Origin of the sequence: Microcoleus asticus IPMA8 (genome assembly GCF_013179805.1) — a bacterium.
Taxonomy (GTDB): domain Bacteria; phylum Cyanobacteriota; class Cyanobacteriia; order Cyanobacteriales; family Microcoleaceae; genus Microcoleus; species Microcoleus asticus.
This window is the reverse complement of the sequence record NZ_SRRZ01000022.1, coordinates 59,822-77,366: the sequence shown is the minus strand read 5'-3', so window position 1 is coordinate 77,366 and position 17,545 is coordinate 59,822. Positions and strand designations below refer to the sequence as shown.

Genomic DNA, 17,545 nt, shown 5'->3' with positions numbered 1-17,545 from the left:
AAGTAACCAACTCATCTAAATTCCAATATTCTTTATTCTTTAACCACTCGATTACTTCAGTATTTTGTCGAGCTGTTAAATACCCTTTTGAACCTTTATGTCCTAGTTTGATTCCGGCGATGCCTTTGGTTTTAAATTGTTTTTTCCAATAACCAATAAAAAAATTACTTATACCTAAAATTTTGCTGATTTCATTGTAGATATTACCTGAGAGCGCCATCCTTACAGCTATTGCTCGTTTTAGTTCTCTGGCATCGATATCGCTTTTAATGAAAGATTCTAATTGGGCTATTTCTTTTTCTCTATCTTTTTGTGGCAGTTGTAAGTTATTCATTTTTTATTCACGATCGAGTATTGCATATAATTGTATCATAGTCTTGATAATGATTTAGGATTGCTATACATGGAATCTGCTTTATCTATTAGGATGGAAATTAAGCTGGGAAATACATTAAAAAGCAATGGGGAAGGGCAATGACGCAAGTTGTAATTGTGGGAGCGGGGCCAACTGGTGCGGCACTTGCCTTACTGCTGGTAAAACGAGGTATTGCCGTAACCTTGGTTGAGGCGGCAAAAGATTCCTACCGAGTGTTTCGCGGTGAAGCGTTAATGCCTAGCGGATTGGATGCGATCGCCCAAATGGGCTTATCCACAATCCTAGAAGGTGTTCCACACCGACAAATTGATGCCTGGGAGTTCATTGTAGGCGATCGGCAACTATTTCGAGTTGAGGAGCCCATGGGGTCAAATCGACCTTGTACGCTGGTATCGCAACCGCCCTTGCTGGAAACACTAATTTCAGAAGCTCAGTTGCATCCAGAGTTTGAATTTATCTCAGGTGTTCCGGTAAAAGATTTACTGTACAGCAACGATCGCATTGCGGGTGTAAAGCTAGGAGATGGGCGAGAGATTTCTGCTGCACTTGTGATTGGTACAGATGGTAGAAACTCGGTTGTACGACAACGTGCAGAATTAGAGTTAGTAAAACAGCATAAGAGTATAGATGTTCTGTGGTTTAAACTTGCCGCTCATCCTCGGTTTGTGGCGGATAATGTATTTTATTCCATCCTGAATGGCGGTAGCGGATTTAGTGTCTTTCATGGGGCAGAATCAGGAAAAATTCATCTGGCTTGGGTGCTATCGGCAGATGACAAAACGGATCGGAAACACACAGACTGGGCAGAAACTTTCGCATCGCGATCGCCTGCGTGGATGGCAGAACATTTCCGCAACTGTGCCGATACGATCGAATCTCCGATGCGATTATCTGTTGTGGTTGGTCGCTGTCCGCGCTGGCATCGACCAGGAATCATACTTTTGGGGGATGCTGCACATCCCATGTCTCCGGTTCGCGCTCAAGGAATTAACATGGCGTTCCGCGATGTAATTGTTGCCGCCAATAACCTTGTACCTTTATTGAAAGCAGGGGCTAATTCCGAGGATATTGACTTAGCATTATCGCGGATTCAGGCAGAACGCGAACCCGAAATTATTCGCGCCCAACAACTTCAAGCACAAGAAGCGTGGAAAGGCGAACAACTGCGAAAAAATGGATTATTGCGTTTATTGATGATGCAAACTGCTCCGTTTTTGGGTAAAAAAATTAAACAATTTTGGGTAAAAGGACAGTATGAATTGCGCCAAGGAGTAACGCAGGTAAAATTGGTTGTGTGAAAAGAGGAAATTCAAAATTAGGAGAAGATTTTATGCGATCGACAACTCTCAAAGGACCGATCGGCACTATTCACATCATCGAAGCCAGCCCCCCTGTCACCGCTGGGGAGTCGGAACTGCTGCCGGTGGTGTTCGTGCACGGTATGACGGTTTCCGCGAGCATCTGGGATGCCCAGCTTGCCCGTGTCGCCCGTACCCGACGCGCGATCGCCCTTGATATGCGGGGACACGGTGATTCTGCACCGCCGGAGGACGGCAACTATGCGCCCGCCTCCTGTGCAGCGGATGTTTTGGCGGTACTAGATGGGCTGGGACTCGATCGAGTGGCGATCGTCGGACACAGTTTCGGTGCTTGTATTGCCCTCGCCACAGCAGCCGCCGCACCGCACCGCATCGCGCAGTTGATCCTGGCAGACCCACCTGGAGACTTTACCAAGGTGCCTGCAGAGGTGCACGAGGAACGGATCGTCCCCTACCAGAGGGCTCTGGATACGGAGGATTGGCGGGCTGCTGTAGAAACCAGCTTCAATGAGACGCTGACAGGAAGCAGGGCCCATACGCGCGATCGGATACTCGCTTGCTTGGCGGCGACTCCACAGGATTGCCTGTGTGGAATGTCTCGCGGGATGTTTGCCTTTGAAGCTGTTGATGCGCTCGATCGCTACCTAGCAGCCCCTGGAACACGAGCCCACGCAATTATTGCTCCCTCAAACACTTTTCCGTTCAGCCTCCACATCCTCCGCCCCACACTGACGACAACTACGATCGCCGATACTGGACACTGGCTGATGCTGGATGCGCCAGAGGCCTTTGCTAGGGAACTTGATATCTGTTTGGAAGGTGTTTAATATAGGTTTCGACAAAATCTGTTAGTCTTACCACAATTCATCAAGGGTTAAGTTGTGGGGTTTTTTGAGGATGAAGGCGTTGTCGTCTTTGATTAAGTCACCGGTACAGAGAATCGGTAAGCGTTCTTGATAAGCTTTAATCGCCAGGATATAATCTTTGTCTGCCAGTGAAGTTTGAATTTTCCGCAATTTGTCAGCAATGACGCCTATTAAGGTTATTTCGCCACTTAATTTGTCGGTGTTGGGGGTGTGAATTTGCATGACAATTCCCTGTAAGGTCATATTAGGGAGTGAGGTTATCAAGTCTGCTAATATTTCAATTTGAGAGCGATTTTCAACAATTTCTAGGGTTTCCATTACTTCGTACATCCGCAGAGCAAAACCGCTGATTTCTGGTTTTAGAGCTAACAAAATTTCGTAGTCTTCGCCTGCTTGATTCTTGCGAGTCCAGATGGATGAATTGTCACCGTCTCGGCTTTGTTCGTGCCATCCGTGTTTTTGTAAATAAGCAGCCACTTGAGGCGGTTCTAAGGTTTTGAGAATATCGGGGTCGCGGACTGTTACTATCATAGGAGTTCTCCTGATTCAATGCGCTGCATGAGAGTTTTTAAAGCGTCTGTGTTGAAAATGTTTTGTACGGGTATTTGAACAGTGACAGTGTTTTGATTTTGGGTGGGCGGTAGCCCGCGCAATGATGCCCAGTAGCCACAATAGCGCAGGGAGAGTTCTTGTTGAGATTGGCGCAACCAATCCTATTGGCTGTCGGGTACTAAAACGATAATCAGAATGCGGGGGACGAAAGGGTTTTCTAGCCTTAATTCTTCATAGTTTTTAACTTCTAGGGGATATCGGATAATTTCATTATCCAGTAATTTTCTGGAGGTGCATTTTATTTGGACATCTAGGCGAGGGCGGCGCGTTGATTGTGATGGTCCCAAACCTGTAAGAATTACGTCAACTCCTTCTGCATCTAAGGGACGCGGGGCTATTTGGAATGAGTAGCTTGCCGCGGCTGTTACCGCATAGACATAAGCATAGCTAAATTCCTCTTTTTGGGTGTTCAGAACCACGCTTATTTTAACCTCGATAATTTTAAACAGGTCTTTACAAAAGAGCTAATCATTCATTATCTTGTTCATTGATTAGTGATGTATTGTCTGGCATACGCCCTGGACGAGAAACTATAACTACGTCAAAAATACCCTTCAAATTTTTGAGTCCACTCTTTAATAAGTCGTGTTCTTCTGTCCTGCGAGAGTCATCCCAGATAAAAGCAATCATTTGTTCATGGGGGGAGCCTTGAGCTAGGTATAAAGACGTATCTTCGGCAATTTCCTCAATAATTCTTTGGGGCTTGTCTTTGCCATACCAAAACTTGATTTCAATAACCAATTTAAGTGAGGGAATTACTAGGTCTACTCTTGGTTTTTTCTGCCCTACCGATCCACTATATTCTTCTTCTATGATATCGACGAACACCGCAGCTAATAAAAAATATAGCAAATTTTGCACGTGATATTCATTTTCTATGTACCATTGCCGAGGTGTACCGCCCTGTGTGCGTGACTTTCCTTCCCATGTCCAACGTTTAAGTCCCGCTGGAACTCGTTTTAATAATTTGCTAACATCTTCCAAGCTAAAGGAGCCTAAAGCAGATTGAGAAGAACTGAACAACTGTTTTTCGTAAGTTTCTTTGACTGCCTTCAAGTTTGACAGATGAGCCTTTAAATTCGTTTTAAGATCCCAGCCCGAGGATTCTTCAATTAAGGTTCGCTGACTGCTAGTTAATGGGATAACTTGATCGAGAAGTAACTTGTAGTTAGTCTGCCACTTTTGCCAATCATAATCTCCCTCCAAGACATATCTTTCAGGCCCTTGTCTAGGTGGTTCACGGAAAATGCTATATCCAGCAGGTGAATACCATTCACCGGGTGTGACTTTTATTGCTTTGTACATGGCCTCTCCCTCAGCTATAAGTTCATTAAACTGAGCAAGGTATCTCTTAAAATTGTTTGAAGTTAACATAATTAGGTTTCTGCTTCCATTAATTAATTTATTGATTTAAGGCAAATCCCACACTCAACTCTAGCAAAAAATCGCGGATGCGATCGATTAAAGCTTTCTCTAATTCTCGCTATTGCGCTTCTTTGCCTAAAAAGTACGGCCCGCACTTGATATTGCACAATACGTTCCTTAAGTTCTTGCAAAAAATCATGATAATCTTCAGCAATTGACGAACTATCGGCCATAACCCACCCTCGGCAGATTTTCCCGAATCATCGCCTCTAACTTGGCACTCTCGGCAAATTGCCTCTCCCACTTCGCCGTCAAATGCAGCCTCTTCTCGTCCAAACCCTCCTCCTCCTCCAATGCCTCCGCCTCCGCCCCCACATACCTCTCAGGAGTTAAAATATCACACTTACCGTTTTTCTTTTTTGTTGCGTTTTGACTCCGCACCAGTGTTATATCTCTTCTGGAAAGTACATTTGCAGCAAATCAACCCCGCCCGAACCCAACTGGCCTAACTTCTCCAGGACTTAGGTAAAAAGCACCTAAAGTATGATGCGAAACTCGGGCAAAACTCTTATTCTATAAATCGATCGGGCATTAAACCGATTATCCACAACCGCCAAGATTTCTTGCCAAAAATTAAATCTTTCCGGCGAAAAGTTGCTATTTAATGAATAAGACTTTACAATCCAGCAAGGTAAATGAAACTCTCAACGAGCAGCCCTGCAAGCACGAACCCGAAATGGGTCGCAAGTGCCAAAAAGCAGCAAAAGCTACCTTTTTTAAGTCTTTCAACAGCAAAGCATTGGCAAAAACACCAGGGATCGACGGTTGGCATCTTGGAACGAATGCTTTGCTAGCAATACTACAAATGTATCAAAACTTATCTGCCAAAATTTACCCCTAACAGATGCCTCGCTACAACTCTTGCTGCGTAAGGTTTCAGTTTCTAATTAGGCTGGTTTTATTGTCTTTAACTACTTGAGGATTCGATCGCATGGTTTCGATTTCTACAACTCAATCCGATGTGCTACCTTTGTCTGCGCCAACCGTAACTCCTGCAACCCAAAGCAGTGTGGCTGCTGCAACTGGGGTCTGCGTGACGGTTCACGGTCACTTTTACCAGCCGCCCCGGGAAAACCCTTATCTGGACGCGATCGAACGCCAAGCCAGCGCCTCTCCCGCCCACGACTGGAACGAACGCATTGACAACGAGTGCTACCGCCCGAACGCCTTTGCCCGCATAATCAACGATCGCGGCGAAGTCACGGGGATCGTCAACAACTACGAGTATATGAGCTTCAACATCGGGCCGACCCTGATGAGCTGGCTCGAACGCTACGACACGGAAGTCTACCAGCGGATTCTGGAGGCAGATCGCAAAAGCTGTCAGCGTCTCAACGGTCACGGCAACGCGATCGCCCAAGTATACAATCACATCATCATGCCGCTGGCTAACGAGCGAGACAAATACACCCAAATTCGCTGGGGGATCGCAGATTTTCGCTCCCGGTTCGATCGCGATCCCGAAGGAATGTGGCTCGCCGAAACTGCCGTAGACTACGCCACCCTCGAAGTTTTAGTCGCTGAAGGCATCCGCTTCATTGTCTTAGCCCCCTCCCAAGCCGAACGCTGCCGCCCGCTAATCGGGCAAAACCACGAAGGGGAACCAGGGCATAATTCCGAATGGCACGAAGTCGGCGGGGGTCAAATCGATCCGACTCGCCCGTACCGCTGCTATTTGAAACCAGAAATGCGATTGATGGCTGACCATCAACTCTCGCCGCTGAGCACTCACTATTTTGGCCGCCAGCACTCCCAAAATTCTCCAGCCCCAACTGCCAACACTCCCTACATCGATATCTTTTTCTACGACGGCCCGATCTCGCGGGATATGGGCTTCAATGACGTTCTCAGCAGCAGCCACCACTTGGTCGGCCGCTTGGGTCAAGCAGTACGGGGAGACCACCGACCGGCTCAATTAATCTGCGTGGCGACGGACGGCGAAACTTTCGGTCACCACAAAAACGGTACCGAAAAATGTCTCGCTTACGCCTTCACAGAAGAGTTTCCCCGTCGAAACTGGACGGTGACGAATTTTGCTCATTATTTAAGTCAAAATCCGAGCGCTTGGGAAGTTGAACTCAAACCCGTGACGGCCTGGAGTTGCTCTCACGGGGTCGATCGCTGGCAAGATGATTGCGGCTGCGGCGGCGGCGGCGAGTGGAACCAAAAATGGCGCCGCCCTCTGCGGGATACTCTGAATTGGCTGCGCGATCGGCTGATTCCGATTTACGAAGAAGCGGGGCGCAAGCTGTTGTGCGATCCCTGGAAAGCCAGAGATGAATATATTTATGTCATCCGGGATCGATCGCCCAGTAACGTTGACAGTTTCCTCGAACGCCATCAAGTGCGCCCCCTCGATGCCGGAGAACAGGTAGACGCCCTGCGGCTGCTGGAAATGCAGCGCCACGCCCTGTTCATGTTCACTAGCTGCGGCTGGTTTTTTGAAGAAATCTCGCGCCCAGAAGGCGTGCAAATTCTGCGCTACGCGGCCCGGGCGCTGGAATTGGCGGGGGAAGTTACCGGCGTGCAGCTAGAAAAGGATTTTGTCGCTCAACTAGCCCTCGTACCCAGCAACGTTGACTATTTCAAAACAGGGGCCGAAGTTTACCGCAAACTCGTGGTGACAGCCCAAATTAGTCTCAGACAGGTGGCCGCCCACTACGCGATCAGTTCTCTGTTTGCCAAATATCCCCGCGAACAGCGAGTTTACTGCTATCAGGCCCTGCAGGAAGATTTCCAAATTCAGCGCATGGGCTCGATGACTCTGGCTGTGGGTCAATTGCAGTTAACCTCGGAAATTACCCGGGAAACAGAGGTTTATGTGTTTGCTGCGTTGCACCTCGGCGGCTGGGACTTCCACTGCTGCATTCAGCCTTTTGGCAGCCGCCGGTCTTACACTATGCTCAAGGAGCGGTTGTTTGGAGTTCTGCAAGAAGCATCGGCGGCCCACGCGATTCTGGAAATGGTGCGGCTGTTTGGGGATCAGTCCTTTAGCTTGCGGGATTTATTTGCTGAGGAACGCCACCGGATCGTGCAGTTGCTGAGTCAGGAAAATTTGACTCGGTTGGATCAGCTTTACACCCAGGTTTACCGCGAAAATTACGGGGTGATGATGGCGTTCCACCGCGACGAGCTCCCGGTGCCGGTAGAGTTGCAGGTGGCTGCTGAGGTGGCTTTGGGACACCGCTGTTTGACGGCGGCCAAGGCCCTGGAAGTGGAAACGGAGGATGTGGAACCGCTGCTGGCAGAAATAGAGGCGATCGCCACTGAAAGCGGCCATCTCCGCTGTCGGTTGAACGTTCCCGAAGTCAAGCAAATTTTGGAAAAGCTGGTTTGGCGATCGCTAGACGCGCTGCTGCAAGCAGGATCGGGCATGGAGGATCGCTCCCCTGTCAAGTTAGAAGCTGATATCCGCACGATCGAGCGTTTGATTGCTGTGGGCGATCGGCTGAGTCTGGGTTTGTGTCTGGATCGATCGCAGGAACTGTATTTCAATTCTCTGTACAGTCAAATTGTGCCTCTGTGTTTGGGCTGGCTGCAACTGCAAGATGCCTCGGCGGGCGACAGTGTGGTCGCTGCCGTTGCTTTGGGGATTGCAGGTTCCGGCGTCGGCTGGGATTTGCCTTCGATCCGGCAGTTGCTGGAGTTGGGCCGAACCTTGGCCGTTGATGTTGAGTGTTGGTTAAATCAGTTAAGTTGATCGTTTCTCGATTAGCCAAGGAAATCAATTCCCGCGCTTGAGAATCCGCCCGATCGAGCTTGAAAGGCCGATCGGGCTTGCGGGATCAACCCAGAATCATCAACATTTCGGCTTGCGTGGATCGGGGCTGGGGATCAAATCAGCGACAGGGAACCGCCAACTTTGTTTAAGTTTTCGCTCTACTTGTGGGAAGATAAGAAGACTGTCGGCAAAGCCTACAAGTGTTAAGCACCCGTAGGCTTTGCAGAGTTTTGAAGAGAGAACACTAAATATAAGTCTATGAAAGTTGGCGATCGCGTTTGCATTAAAAACTCTGTTGTTGTCTACCACCACCCTCAAAATCGCAGTCAACCATTTGATATTAAGGGTATGGAAGGAGAAATCGTGGCGATCGTTCACGAATGGCACGGCCGACCTGTCAGTGCCAATTGGCCGGTTCTAGTTCAGTTTGACAAAAAATTTCGAGCTCACCTGAAAGAGGATGAGGTCGAAGTGATATCTTAGGAAGTCTAGCTGTCTCAAAAGTTGAAGCCGGAGGCAAAAGACAATATCCAATCCGGTCTGTCGATTTTAGATTTTAGATTTTAGATTTTAGATTTTAGATTTACTCTACAGATGAATCTGGAAGCTTGAACTAGGGTCTAAAATTTTGCGCCGCGACTCCTGTCGTTCGCAACTATCCGTTTTTGGGCGGGAGTCATATAGCTGTTGTACAGTTTGTAGTGAGGACTTCAGTTTTTTCTATAGCTTTTAGTTGATCGGCTGGACTAAAGTCCTTACTACCAACCATCTTTTTTATTTAATCATTAATTTTTCGACCGTCCGCGGCTGAACCAACCGAAGATATTCAAATCTCCCTGCATTTTCTGCAATTCCTGCTGATGCTGCTTGGCTGTAGCGTAATACCACTGGCAGTGAAGTTCTAGTTCTTGACGGTACTTAATTTCATCGTAAAACTCCCGGACAATTTGGTGTCTCTGAAAAATTTCGGCCGCGGGAGTCGGTTCTGGGGCAATGTTTTGCAACTCGTGGGGCAGCATGATTGTTTGGGGGCGACTGTGGCTAATATTTGCTGTAATGACTTTAAGCTAGCACAATAAATCATAGGATTTTAGATTTTAGATTTTAGATTTTAGATTGTAGATCGTATCAGTTTGATTCGGAATTTTATCTGATGAAGTTTTGTATGGGCGGGTTCGCCCAGATATTTGACAAGTATAGACAAATTATATAAACCCGCCCCGCCCCTATAATTGGGATGCAACCGGATTTGATATTAGTTTAAATTCTTCAATCTAAAATCCAAAATTTAAAATCTAAAATTATGTTAAAGCCATCCCCGCAGACGATAAACGATTAAGCCGAGGTATTCTTTCAAAGCTTTAGTTGACTGGTGTAACTGATAAGTATCCGGCAATAAATCCAGTGCGACCGCTTGCCAATTGCTTTGGGATGCTGCGATATCCTGCTGCGTTATCTGGAAGTCTGTTGGTGCGGCAATTGCTTTTATTCCCTGACGCTGGAAAATTAAGAGTGATCGAGTCATGTGCATCGCCGATGTCACTAGCAAAACCGGCCCTTTTATAGCTTTAGCATCTAAAATTTTCCGCACGTTGACGGCATTTTGATAAGTGTTGTTTGAATTGGGGTCTTGCAGAATTGCTGATGCCGGTACGCCCATTGTTTGGGCAATTTCTGCCATGTCTGCCGATTCGGGAGACCCCCCACCTTTCCAATCTACTCTACCGCCGCTGAGAATTAACAGGGAAGCTTTACCTTGCTTGTAAAGTCGGGAACCGTAGATTATTCGATCGCCCGCTTCCGCTAATTCTACCCAAGGACGGGGAGGTAAAGCTGCTTTGACACCGCCGCCCAAGACGATTATCGCTTCAGCTTGGGGGAGTTCGGCGGTTGGCAAGTTTTGCCATTCGAGCGATCGAACTAAGGATTTTGAAACCCAACCGCTACTGCCAAGCAGTAAAATAATTAGAGTCGCAGCTATTGGGGCCGCCGCCCATTTGGGACGCTTCCAAAGTGTGATTAAAGCCGCCATCATTAACAGGCAACTCAACCCCAAAGGATAAATAAACAGCGGCAGGAGTTTCGATAGAAATACAAACATTAAGCAAGTAATTCAAATTGCTCGTTAGCGGGAAGGGGTAATGGGCGGTAATCGCTAATCAGTAATTAGTAATTTAGGTGGCGGGAGTTGTTAATTTTTAGTATTGAGTTTTGAATTCTGAACTCTTTAACTTAAAACCGCGCAGCGTTGCGAGGAAAGAAGCAATCTCAATACTCAAAACTCTTTTCGGTGCTAGCGGCGATCCTCTGGCCCTGACAACCAGCCAAACAATGTAGCAGCATCACTCCTAGAGGTTTTGCTATATTTATGGCCGTCCGTTTGCACTACGTCTTTATTGAGGATAGCATCCGAGGTTTTATCCTTGGAATTTAAATTCGGGTTGAGTATTAATTCGTTGTGCCACCAAGCGACAACTAAACCTGCTGCCACGCCGCCGATGACACCAAAGCCCAGACTCAGGGGCAGCGTACATCCTACTAAGCGAAACCCAACGGTAAACAACACAAACCATATCAGCGCGGGGCTAAACCCCTTGGAGTCTCCGGTAAATTTTGGCATGAGCTGCAAGTTTTGTTTGTAATCACACAGAAAGATATTTACAATATTAGCAGACAATCAAATTGGGAAGGGCGATCGATCTACAACTACTCCCTACAAATCAAGTTTAATTGTACCTCTAAGTCTTGCCCGGTATCTACAATGTTTACAGAAAGTTGTTCTAATTCTGTAAAAGGTTCAAAAGCTGCTTGCTGCGAAGTCAATAGTTCTGCTGTCGCGTCGGCAATATCGCCCCGGCGCTGTTGCAGCCGTTCTCGCAATACTTCAATTGGTGCGGTGCAGTAAATAATTTGCAGGGGCAAGCCGCGGGATTGAGCCTGATTAATTGCATACGTTCTCAAGTTTTGGCGATCGAACTTTGCATCTAAAATCACATCCCAACCTCGGTCAGCCAGAATTATCCCCAACTCTAACAATCTACCATAAGTCTGCGCGGTCATTTCATCCGAGTACAAATCTTGTCCGCCGCGTTCATTTAAAGAAATCCCGCCTAAATGTTTGCGAACAGCATCGGATCGAATGTGAATTGCCCCAGTGCGGCGAGCCAAATATCGAGCTGCTGTACTCTTTCCAGAACCAGACAAACCGGACATCAAAGTTAACTTTCCCCGGCGCGGTTGTGTGTATTGCCAAGCCAGTTTATAGTAATGAGCGGCAGTCTGTGAAATCTCTGCTTTTTGGGCTGTTGAAATAGCGGCATCGTCCAACATTAACGAAGTTACTTTCGCTCTAACATAAGCTTGACGGCTCAAATACAGAGGCAACAGTTGCAGTCCTTCCCAATCCCCTGTTTGTTCGATGTAAGTATTGAGAAAAGCATTGCCAAAGTCTCTGCGCCCCCGGGATTCCAAATCCATTACTGTAAAAGCGACATCGTACATGACATCAACAAAGCGAAAATCCTCGTTAAATTCAATGCAGTCGAACAGCAATATTTTATCTTGCCACAATGCTATATTCCGCAAGTGCAAATCTCCGTGACACTCGCGAATTTTATTATTGGCAATCCGCCGGTTAAATAATTCTTGATTTTTTTCAAAAAACTCATCTGTATAATCTTTAGTTTCCTGAAATTGTACCTGAGTCTGCGGCCCGCCGATATATTTTTGCGATATCAGGTAATTGTTGTCTATGGCTTTGCGAATCTGACTGACTTCGCCAAATGTGCGAATGTAGCTATTACTAATTGTCATGCTGTGAAACTTGGCAACTTCCCGCCCTAAGTCTGCCATAAGTTGCTCGGTCAACAGTCCGTGTTCCAACAAACTAAGCAACAGCGAATCTTGAGGAAACTCCCGCATTTTCAGTGCGTATTCTACAACAACTTCAGCCGGAGTTATAGCAGGTAAGTTGCTGCCTAATTGAAAGAAATTCCCAATTTTAATGATGGGCAGAACTTCTAAATAAATTTCCGGTGCAGTGCGTCGGTTCATCAGCAATTCTTGGGTGCAGAAATGCTGCCTTTTCTCCAAGGTTGAATAGTCGAAAAAGCCAAAATTGACTGGTTTCTTGATTTTGTAAGTATAATCTCCTGTCAGCAGGACAAAGGAAGCGTGAGTCTGAATTAGCTGCACTGGTTCTGTCACCCCGTGCGGGTAAAAGCCGGGCTGCAACATTTGCTGAATCAGAGGTGGGAGACAAGTATCAGTCATATCGATTTTAGATTTTGGATTTTAGATTTTGGATTTTGGATTAGATCGATTTGGGGTTGGGGATTTAGATAAAGATAACTTAAAGAAAATAGATGTTGAGTTGAAGTCGATTTATTATAAAGTTGATAATTAGTGTAAACCAAAAATTACTGATGACAGAAAACAATCAAGATTCCCGTTCCGTGGATGTGTTTGGCGTAGGCAATGCCCTTGTAGACATCCTAGCATTGGTGCAAGATGAATTTGTACTCGACCACGGGCTGAATCGCGGCGGGATGACGCTGATGAATTCGGAAACGCAGGGGGGGATTTTGCACGATTTAGAGCACAATTCGCTGCAAATGCGATCGGGAGGTTCGGCAGCAAATACAATGATTGGTTTGGCTCAGAGCGGCGGTAAAGCGTATTATTCGGGGAAGGTTGCTAAGGATACTAACGGGGAATTTTACCGGCAAGATTTGCTGGCGGCGGGGATTGATTTTAACGTGCATCCTGCTGCTGAGTCGAACGAGCCTACGGGTACTTGTGTAGTGCTGACTACGCCGGATGCAGAACGCACGATGTGTACTAATTTGGGTGTTTCTACTACTCTGGCGGCGAGTGATATTGATGTCGATCGCCTGGCTCACTGCAAGTACAGTTATGTTGAGGGCTATCTTTGGGATGCTCCCGATCCGAGAAAGGCTAGCATTGAGACGATGGAACAGTCTAAGCGTCTTGGTGTAAAGGTGGCTTTTACTTTTTCGGATGGCTTTTTAGTCGATCGATTTGCTGATGATTTTCACAAGGTGGTTTCGGAATATTGCGATGTAATTTTTTGCAATGCTGATGAAGTTCGGAGCTTTTTTAAGGAGGAATCTTTGGAAGAGTGCGCTCGGAAAATGAGCGAGATTTCGGATTTGGCTTTTATCACTAATGGGGAAAAAGGCTGCATGGTGGTGGAGAACAAACAGATTGTTGATGTGGCGGGATTTCCGGTAAAGGCGATCGATACTGTGGGTGCTGGAGATGCTTTTGCGGGGGGTGTTTTGTTTGGAATTACTAACGGTTTGAGTTCTGCACAAGCGGCTCGCTGGGGCAATTTCTTGGCTTCTAGCGTGGTGCAGATTCATGGGCCTCGGCTTGAGGGTTCTCAGGCTCATCTTTTGAGTGAGGTGATTTCTGGTTAGGAATTGAAAGGGCGATCGCACTTTTTGGATTAAGGGCGATCGCTCTTTTTTGAACCGCAGATGAAGGCAGATGAACGGGGATGAACGCAGATGGAGCAAGGGCGATCGCGATCGGTGCAATGCACGTCAATCCCTCCGATAATGCCTTTACACCACGTTCACGCTCAACTCGGGTAGCTTCGCTTCAAACTTATCCACACGGAAAGGATCGAATTTTTTAGATAGAAAAGTCCACTCTGGTGTTTCTGCTGAGCCACTCACTTCTAACGGAATTAGACTATTTGCCGCCTGGTTGTTCACAAAATCCTCCAGCTTTTTCTTCACACTTTCTGGTAATTTGTCGCCGATTTTCTCTAGTAGCACCTCTTTGAGATCGAAGACTGCTTCAACTTTACCCGTCAAACCCAAGTTAGTTGAAAAGTCTACGATCGGCTTGACAGTTGGAGTAAATTTATAGACCTCTCCCAAGCTATAACTCTGAGGAATGTCAATTTTTAAGACTCCAGAATCCTTGGCACCAAGTTTCAGTTCATTGCCATTTTGCTTGCCATCAAAGTCAATTTCAAAACCCTTAATATCCAAGATTGACTTTTGTTTGAGATTACCTCCTGCTTTGATTTCTAGTCCGCCAAATTCTTCTAGAGCTACACCTACAGGTCTTGTGTAAGGAATCAACTTAAGAACGGGGACAACATCAACATACTGAAAGGCATTGTCATCAGCTTCAAGCTTGTTGTCTTTGATCTGGTCAGTGGTTGCCGCCAAACCGAGATCTAGGACGATCGGCGACTCAAGCACTTCTTTCAACAGAAACTCATTGAGATCGAACTTGGCACCAGACTCGAACTTGGTCGATCGAGAACCTAAAAAAGGAATGTCTTTAATCCCGGCTTCTAGTCCAAGCTTATATTCGCCTAGAAACGAGGCTCCCAGTTCTGTCTTTAAACTGCCTTCCGAACCTAAATTAGACTTAAAGCTAACAGCAACTGAGCTACCTGCTTTAGCTTCTCCCGGATAGCTAATATCGAATAAACCAGGGAAGTCAACATCAAATGTACCCGGACTCAAAAATGCTTGAAATTTGTATTCAAGCCCACCTTTAGCGAAGGGTTTCCCCAAAAATCCTAGACTGACTTCTGTGTCAAAATTGGGGCCCCCAGATACATTGAGGCTCGGGTTAAATACTTCCCCTCCGCCCCACAAACTTTGGTCGGTTAAAGCAAAATTGATTTCTTTTGAGAGCGTTTTAGTGGGGACTGGTTTGTTATCTCGATCGGGTTGTTGAGAATCCCTGGGTCGATCGGGCTTGTCTTTATCTGAGTTGTCGTCACTATTTCCCGGCTGCGCGGGTTTGGTACCGCCGTTACTACTTTCTCCGGGGTTAGTGTCGCCAGAGCACGGGTTTTGTAACATAGCTAAAGCATCCGCTTGCTCGTCAACGAACCTGTTAGCTACACTATTTTGAATGTTCCGAGGACTGCTGGAAAAGTACACTAAATTTCCCGCACTATCTTTCTTGCCTCGCTCCGCATAGATAGCGTTGATTAGTTCACTTTCAGACAGTTGTGAAATATTTTTGCCTTTCAAGGCATTATTCACGAGTTTGGTATTTGCTCCATGCTGGACAGCAGTAGACCAAATAACATTTTGCAGTGCCTGAGAGTGTTTATTAACATCTAAGTCGAGAGTCTTCCTTAGCTTATTTGCTAGAGGATCGTAATGAGTGATTTTGATATACTCATGTTGAGCTGCACTAAACTCTTCAGCATCTCTAGAGGCTATTTCCTTCCATTTATTATTAAAGGCTTTAGTACCGGGAGTTAGCGGCTGAAGTTCAGAACTCCATTTGCTAGCTATTTCTGATTTGAGAAAACCAGCTAACGAGCCGGGTTTAGTTGCTAGCTGATAAGTTCCATAAGACAGACCGCCTGTCGGATCGTCGCCAATGGTACCAGGGCCTCTGCCTCCTGTTTCATACTTCTCAGAAAGAGAACCCAATTCATAACAGTCAGACGTATTGCCGCCCTTGCTATTTCCTCCGGAGTTGCTGTTGCCGGGATTGGATGGTTTACCAGGCTCTTGGTAAGCCGTCGCCTTGTTGCCATTCCAATAGATGTGACCGCCTTCAAAGTATTGAATCTTGTTACCGTTGCCCCGATCGATCTCCCCACTATTGGGAACTCCTAACCTACCATCCAATCCGCCTGTTTTCAAGTATTCTTGGCGGATACTGCCGTAAAGCGCAAAGGTTCCTTTTGGACTGCTGACAATCGAGCCGCGCTCAAATTGTTGATACCTGACATTACCTGAATAGTTGGTAACATCTGAAATAGGTTTGCCGATAGTATTTTGATATTTGTCGTAAACCGGATAGAATTTGCCAGCAATATTGTGACCGTTGATAGAGGTTGAATTAGGTGACTGCTGCTCTGGCTTTTCGATCGAATTTGCAGCGTCATCAGATGCTGATACTTCTACGGCAACCTCTATTTTTTGTCCTTCGTAAATTACGTCGGGATTGGAAATGTTGTTGTGTTTGGCAATGAATTTGTAGTAATCGGGAGCAGCGCTGCCCATTGTTTCTTTGGCAATTTCGCTGAGAGTATCCCCGGCTTTAATCGTGTAAGATTGCCAGTCGTAAGATTTGCCGTTAAATTGTTGTGCAGTAGCTCGTTCCATTGGTTTGACGAGCCCTTCGTAACCCCAAGTTTCAGGTGTGGCGAATTCTGCGCGAGTGCTTTCTTGCGGTGCTGTTTCCTTCGCTAACTGCACGGCTTTATCTAAATCCAACAATCCAAAACCTGTTTTCCGATCCCAGCCGGGTAAATTTACATCGATCGCACTTTGCCTGAGAATATCTATGACTTGGCGATCGCTCAACTCTGGATTGCTTTCCCACACCACAGACGCCATCCCAGTCGCTTTCGCTGCTGCAAAAGAAGTTCCCGTAAGCGCATCTAGATCGTTCTCCCCCTCGGCAACTACAGCATCCAAACCATAACCGTAACTGGAAAAGGACGATCGGCGCACTCCGTCAAACGCCCCAACTGTCATAATATTGTCAAACTCCTGAGAAGCTTGACCCAAAACCGACATCACACCGCCGTCGTTGCCTGCAGCAACCACCAGCAGCACTTTATTCTGACGGGCATATTCTAAAGCAGCCCGCTCTCTGGGTGTTAACTCGTAGCGCGTCGTCACGCTGCCGTCGCCGTTGACTTGAGTTAAATCTAGGCTGAGATTGACAATAGCATTCTGCTTCCCCTGTGCCTTGACTTCATGCACAAAATCTGTGAGCGACAAGTCCCACTGCCCGGAACCGCTGGCGCGTCCCAGCCAAACAGGAGCGCGATCGTTAATACCGTCAATGCCAATATTATTACCTGCGCGAGCGCCAATCAAACTCCAAATAGCCGTGCCGTGTTCGTTGTCTGCATCAGACGACACTAAAGGGTTGTTGTCACCGTCAATGCGATCGCGCCCCAGTGTCACCTTAGAATAATCAAGATCGGGATTGTTGGCAGCAAACCCAGTATCGATAATCCCGATTGTTGGCAGGCTGGGCTTCTTTGGTTGCGCAGGCGGTTCCGGCTCAGCAGGCGGTTGAGTTTCAGCCGGTAACTGGGTATCATCGATCGACGGCGGTGCAGGTGCAGGGGTTGGTGCAGGTACAGGTGTTGGTACAAACACAGGTGTTGGTGCAGGCGCAGGTGGAGGTGGATGCGCAGGTGGAGGTGGAGCCGCTGGTGGAGCTGGAGGAGCAGGTAGAGGTGGAGGAGCGGGGG

15 protein-coding genes and 1 pseudogene are annotated in these 17,545 nt (G+C 46.9%); 6 read left to right on the top strand and 10 right to left on the bottom strand.

All coding sequences use genetic code 11. The features are described 5' to 3' along the window. Positions 1 to 334, bottom strand: a 334-nt coding sequence (locus E5S67_RS08455; protein WP_172186616.1) for a helix-turn-helix domain-containing protein, incomplete at its 3' end; no start/stop codon positions are given. A gap of 140 nt (positions 335 to 474) precedes the next feature. Here E5S67_RS08455 and E5S67_RS08450 point away from each other — a divergent pair. Then, positions 475 to 1,674: an FAD-dependent monooxygenase gene (locus E5S67_RS08450; protein ID WP_172186615.1), complete on the top strand. Its 1,200-nt coding sequence runs from the start codon at positions 475 to 477 to the stop codon at positions 1,672 to 1,674. Positions 1,675 to 1,706: 32 nt separating this feature from the next. Next, entirely contained in the window at positions 1,707 to 2,522 is an 816-nt protein-coding gene (locus tag E5S67_RS08445) for an alpha/beta fold hydrolase (RefSeq protein WP_172186614.1), read from the top strand. 27 nt (positions 2,523 to 2,549) lie between these two features. Here the strand turns inward: E5S67_RS08445 and E5S67_RS08440 are convergent, their stop codons facing one another. From E5S67_RS08440 to E5S67_RS08425, 4 genes and pseudogenes are all read right to left on the bottom strand, one after another. After that, a complete protein-coding gene (locus E5S67_RS08440) occupies positions 2,550 to 3,092 on the bottom strand; it encodes a hypothetical protein (RefSeq protein WP_172186613.1) in 543 nt (180 codons plus the stop codon). Beyond that, a pseudogene (locus E5S67_RS08435) lies at positions 3,089 to 3,592 on the bottom strand (DUF4365 domain-containing protein). The gene E5S67_RS08440 and the pseudogene E5S67_RS08435 overlap by 4 nt, the downstream one beginning before the upstream one ends. 49 nt (positions 3,593 to 3,641) lie before the next feature. After that, complete coding sequence (locus E5S67_RS08430) at positions 3,642 to 4,547, bottom strand: PD-(D/E)XK nuclease domain-containing protein (RefSeq protein ID WP_172186612.1); 906 nt, start codon at positions 4,545 to 4,547, stop codon at positions 3,642 to 3,644. 213 nt (positions 4,548 to 4,760) lie between these two features. After that, positions 4,761 to 4,979, bottom strand: a complete 219-nt coding sequence (locus tag E5S67_RS08425) for a hypothetical protein (protein ID WP_172186611.1) — start codon at positions 4,977 to 4,979, stop codon at positions 4,761 to 4,763. Positions 4,980 to 5,202: 223 nt separating this feature from the next. Between E5S67_RS08425 and E5S67_RS08420 the strand changes: the two genes are divergently transcribed. The 3 genes from E5S67_RS08420 to E5S67_RS08410 all read left to right on the top strand — a co-directional run bounded on the left by E5S67_RS08420 (position 5,203) and on the right by E5S67_RS08410 (position 8,802). Continuing rightward, positions 5,203 to 5,439: a hypothetical protein gene (locus tag E5S67_RS08420; protein WP_172186610.1), complete on the top strand. Its 237-nt coding sequence runs from the start codon at positions 5,203 to 5,205 to the stop codon at positions 5,437 to 5,439. A gap of 90 nt (positions 5,440 to 5,529) precedes the next feature. Continuing rightward, entirely contained in the window at positions 5,530 to 8,298 is a 2,769-nt protein-coding gene (locus E5S67_RS08415; protein ID WP_172186609.1) for a DUF3536 domain-containing protein, read from the top strand. Between the two features lie 279 nt (positions 8,299 to 8,577). Continuing rightward, entirely contained in the window at positions 8,578 to 8,802 is a 225-nt protein-coding gene (locus E5S67_RS08410) for a ferredoxin-thioredoxin reductase variable chain (protein WP_172186608.1), read from the top strand. A 302-nt stretch (positions 8,803 to 9,104) separates the two neighbouring features. Here E5S67_RS08410 and E5S67_RS08405 read toward each other — a convergent pair whose 3' ends face one another. The 4 genes from E5S67_RS08405 to E5S67_RS08390 form a co-directional block, all read right to left on the bottom strand. Beyond that, entirely contained in the window at positions 9,105 to 9,338 is a 234-nt protein-coding gene (locus tag E5S67_RS08405; RefSeq protein ID WP_172186607.1) for a hypothetical protein, read from the bottom strand. A gap of 287 nt (positions 9,339 to 9,625) precedes the next feature. After that, positions 9,626 to 10,420, bottom strand: coding sequence for a YdcF family protein (locus E5S67_RS08400; protein ID WP_172186606.1), 795 nt, complete (start codon positions 10,418 to 10,420; stop codon positions 9,626 to 9,628). A gap of 192 nt (positions 10,421 to 10,612) precedes the next feature. Then, entirely contained in the window at positions 10,613 to 10,939 is a 327-nt protein-coding gene (locus E5S67_RS08395) for a hypothetical protein (protein ID WP_172186605.1), read from the bottom strand. 86 nt (positions 10,940 to 11,025) lie between these two features. Continuing rightward, a complete protein-coding gene (locus E5S67_RS08390; protein ID WP_172186604.1) occupies positions 11,026 to 12,591 on the bottom strand; it encodes a bifunctional aminoglycoside phosphotransferase/ATP-binding protein in 1,566 nt (521 codons plus the stop codon). A gap of 152 nt (positions 12,592 to 12,743) precedes the next feature. On the opposite strand from E5S67_RS08390, the gene E5S67_RS08385 reads away from it, so the two are divergent. Continuing rightward, positions 12,744 to 13,760: an adenosine kinase gene (locus tag E5S67_RS08385; protein WP_172186603.1), complete on the top strand. Its 1,017-nt coding sequence runs from the start codon at positions 12,744 to 12,746 to the stop codon at positions 13,758 to 13,760. A gap of 147 nt (positions 13,761 to 13,907) precedes the next feature. On the opposite strand, the gene E5S67_RS08380 is transcribed toward E5S67_RS08385, so the two are convergent. Continuing rightward, positions 13,908 to 17,450 carry a VgrG-related protein gene (locus E5S67_RS08380; RefSeq protein ID WP_216670287.1) on the bottom strand — a complete coding sequence of 1,181 codons (3,543 nt, stop codon included), beginning with the start codon at positions 17,448 to 17,450 and terminating at the stop codon, positions 13,908 to 13,910. Between the last annotated feature and the right edge of the window lie 95 nt (positions 17,451 to 17,545).

What these genes read in the sequence shown, in the direction of transcription:
- E5S67_RS08450 (WP_172186615.1), top strand. Translation starts at nt 475, where the DNA reads ATGACGCAAGTTGTAATTGTGGGAGCGGGGCCAACTGGTGCGGCACTT.
- E5S67_RS08445 (WP_172186614.1), top strand. Translation starts at nt 1,707, where the DNA reads ATGCGATCGACAACTCTCAAAGGACCGATCGGCACTATTCACATCATC.
- E5S67_RS08440 (WP_172186613.1), bottom strand. Translation starts at nt 3,092, where the DNA reads ATGATAGTAACAGTCCGCGACCCCGATATTCTCAAAACCTTAGAACCG.
- E5S67_RS08430 (WP_172186612.1), bottom strand. Translation starts at nt 4,547, where the DNA reads ATGTTAACTTCAAACAATTTTAAGAGATACCTTGCTCAGTTTAATGAA.
- E5S67_RS08420 (WP_172186610.1), top strand. Translation starts at nt 5,203, where the DNA reads ATGAATAAGACTTTACAATCCAGCAAGGTAAATGAAACTCTCAACGAG.
- E5S67_RS08415 (WP_172186609.1), top strand. Translation starts at nt 5,530, where the DNA reads ATGGTTTCGATTTCTACAACTCAATCCGATGTGCTACCTTTGTCTGCG.
- E5S67_RS08410 (WP_172186608.1), top strand. Translation starts at nt 8,578, where the DNA reads ATGAAAGTTGGCGATCGCGTTTGCATTAAAAACTCTGTTGTTGTCTAC.
- E5S67_RS08405 (WP_172186607.1), bottom strand. Translation starts at nt 9,338, where the DNA reads ATGCTGCCCCACGAGTTGCAAAACATTGCCCCAGAACCGACTCCCGCG.
- E5S67_RS08400 (WP_172186606.1), bottom strand. Translation starts at nt 10,420, where the DNA reads ATGTTTGTATTTCTATCGAAACTCCTGCCGCTGTTTATTTATCCTTTG.
- E5S67_RS08395 (WP_172186605.1), bottom strand. Translation starts at nt 10,939, where the DNA reads ATGCCAAAATTTACCGGAGACTCCAAGGGGTTTAGCCCCGCGCTGATA.
- E5S67_RS08390 (WP_172186604.1), bottom strand. Translation starts at nt 12,591, where the DNA reads ATGACTGATACTTGTCTCCCACCTCTGATTCAGCAAATGTTGCAGCCC.
- E5S67_RS08385 (WP_172186603.1), top strand. Translation starts at nt 12,744, where the DNA reads ATGACAGAAAACAATCAAGATTCCCGTTCCGTGGATGTGTTTGGCGTA.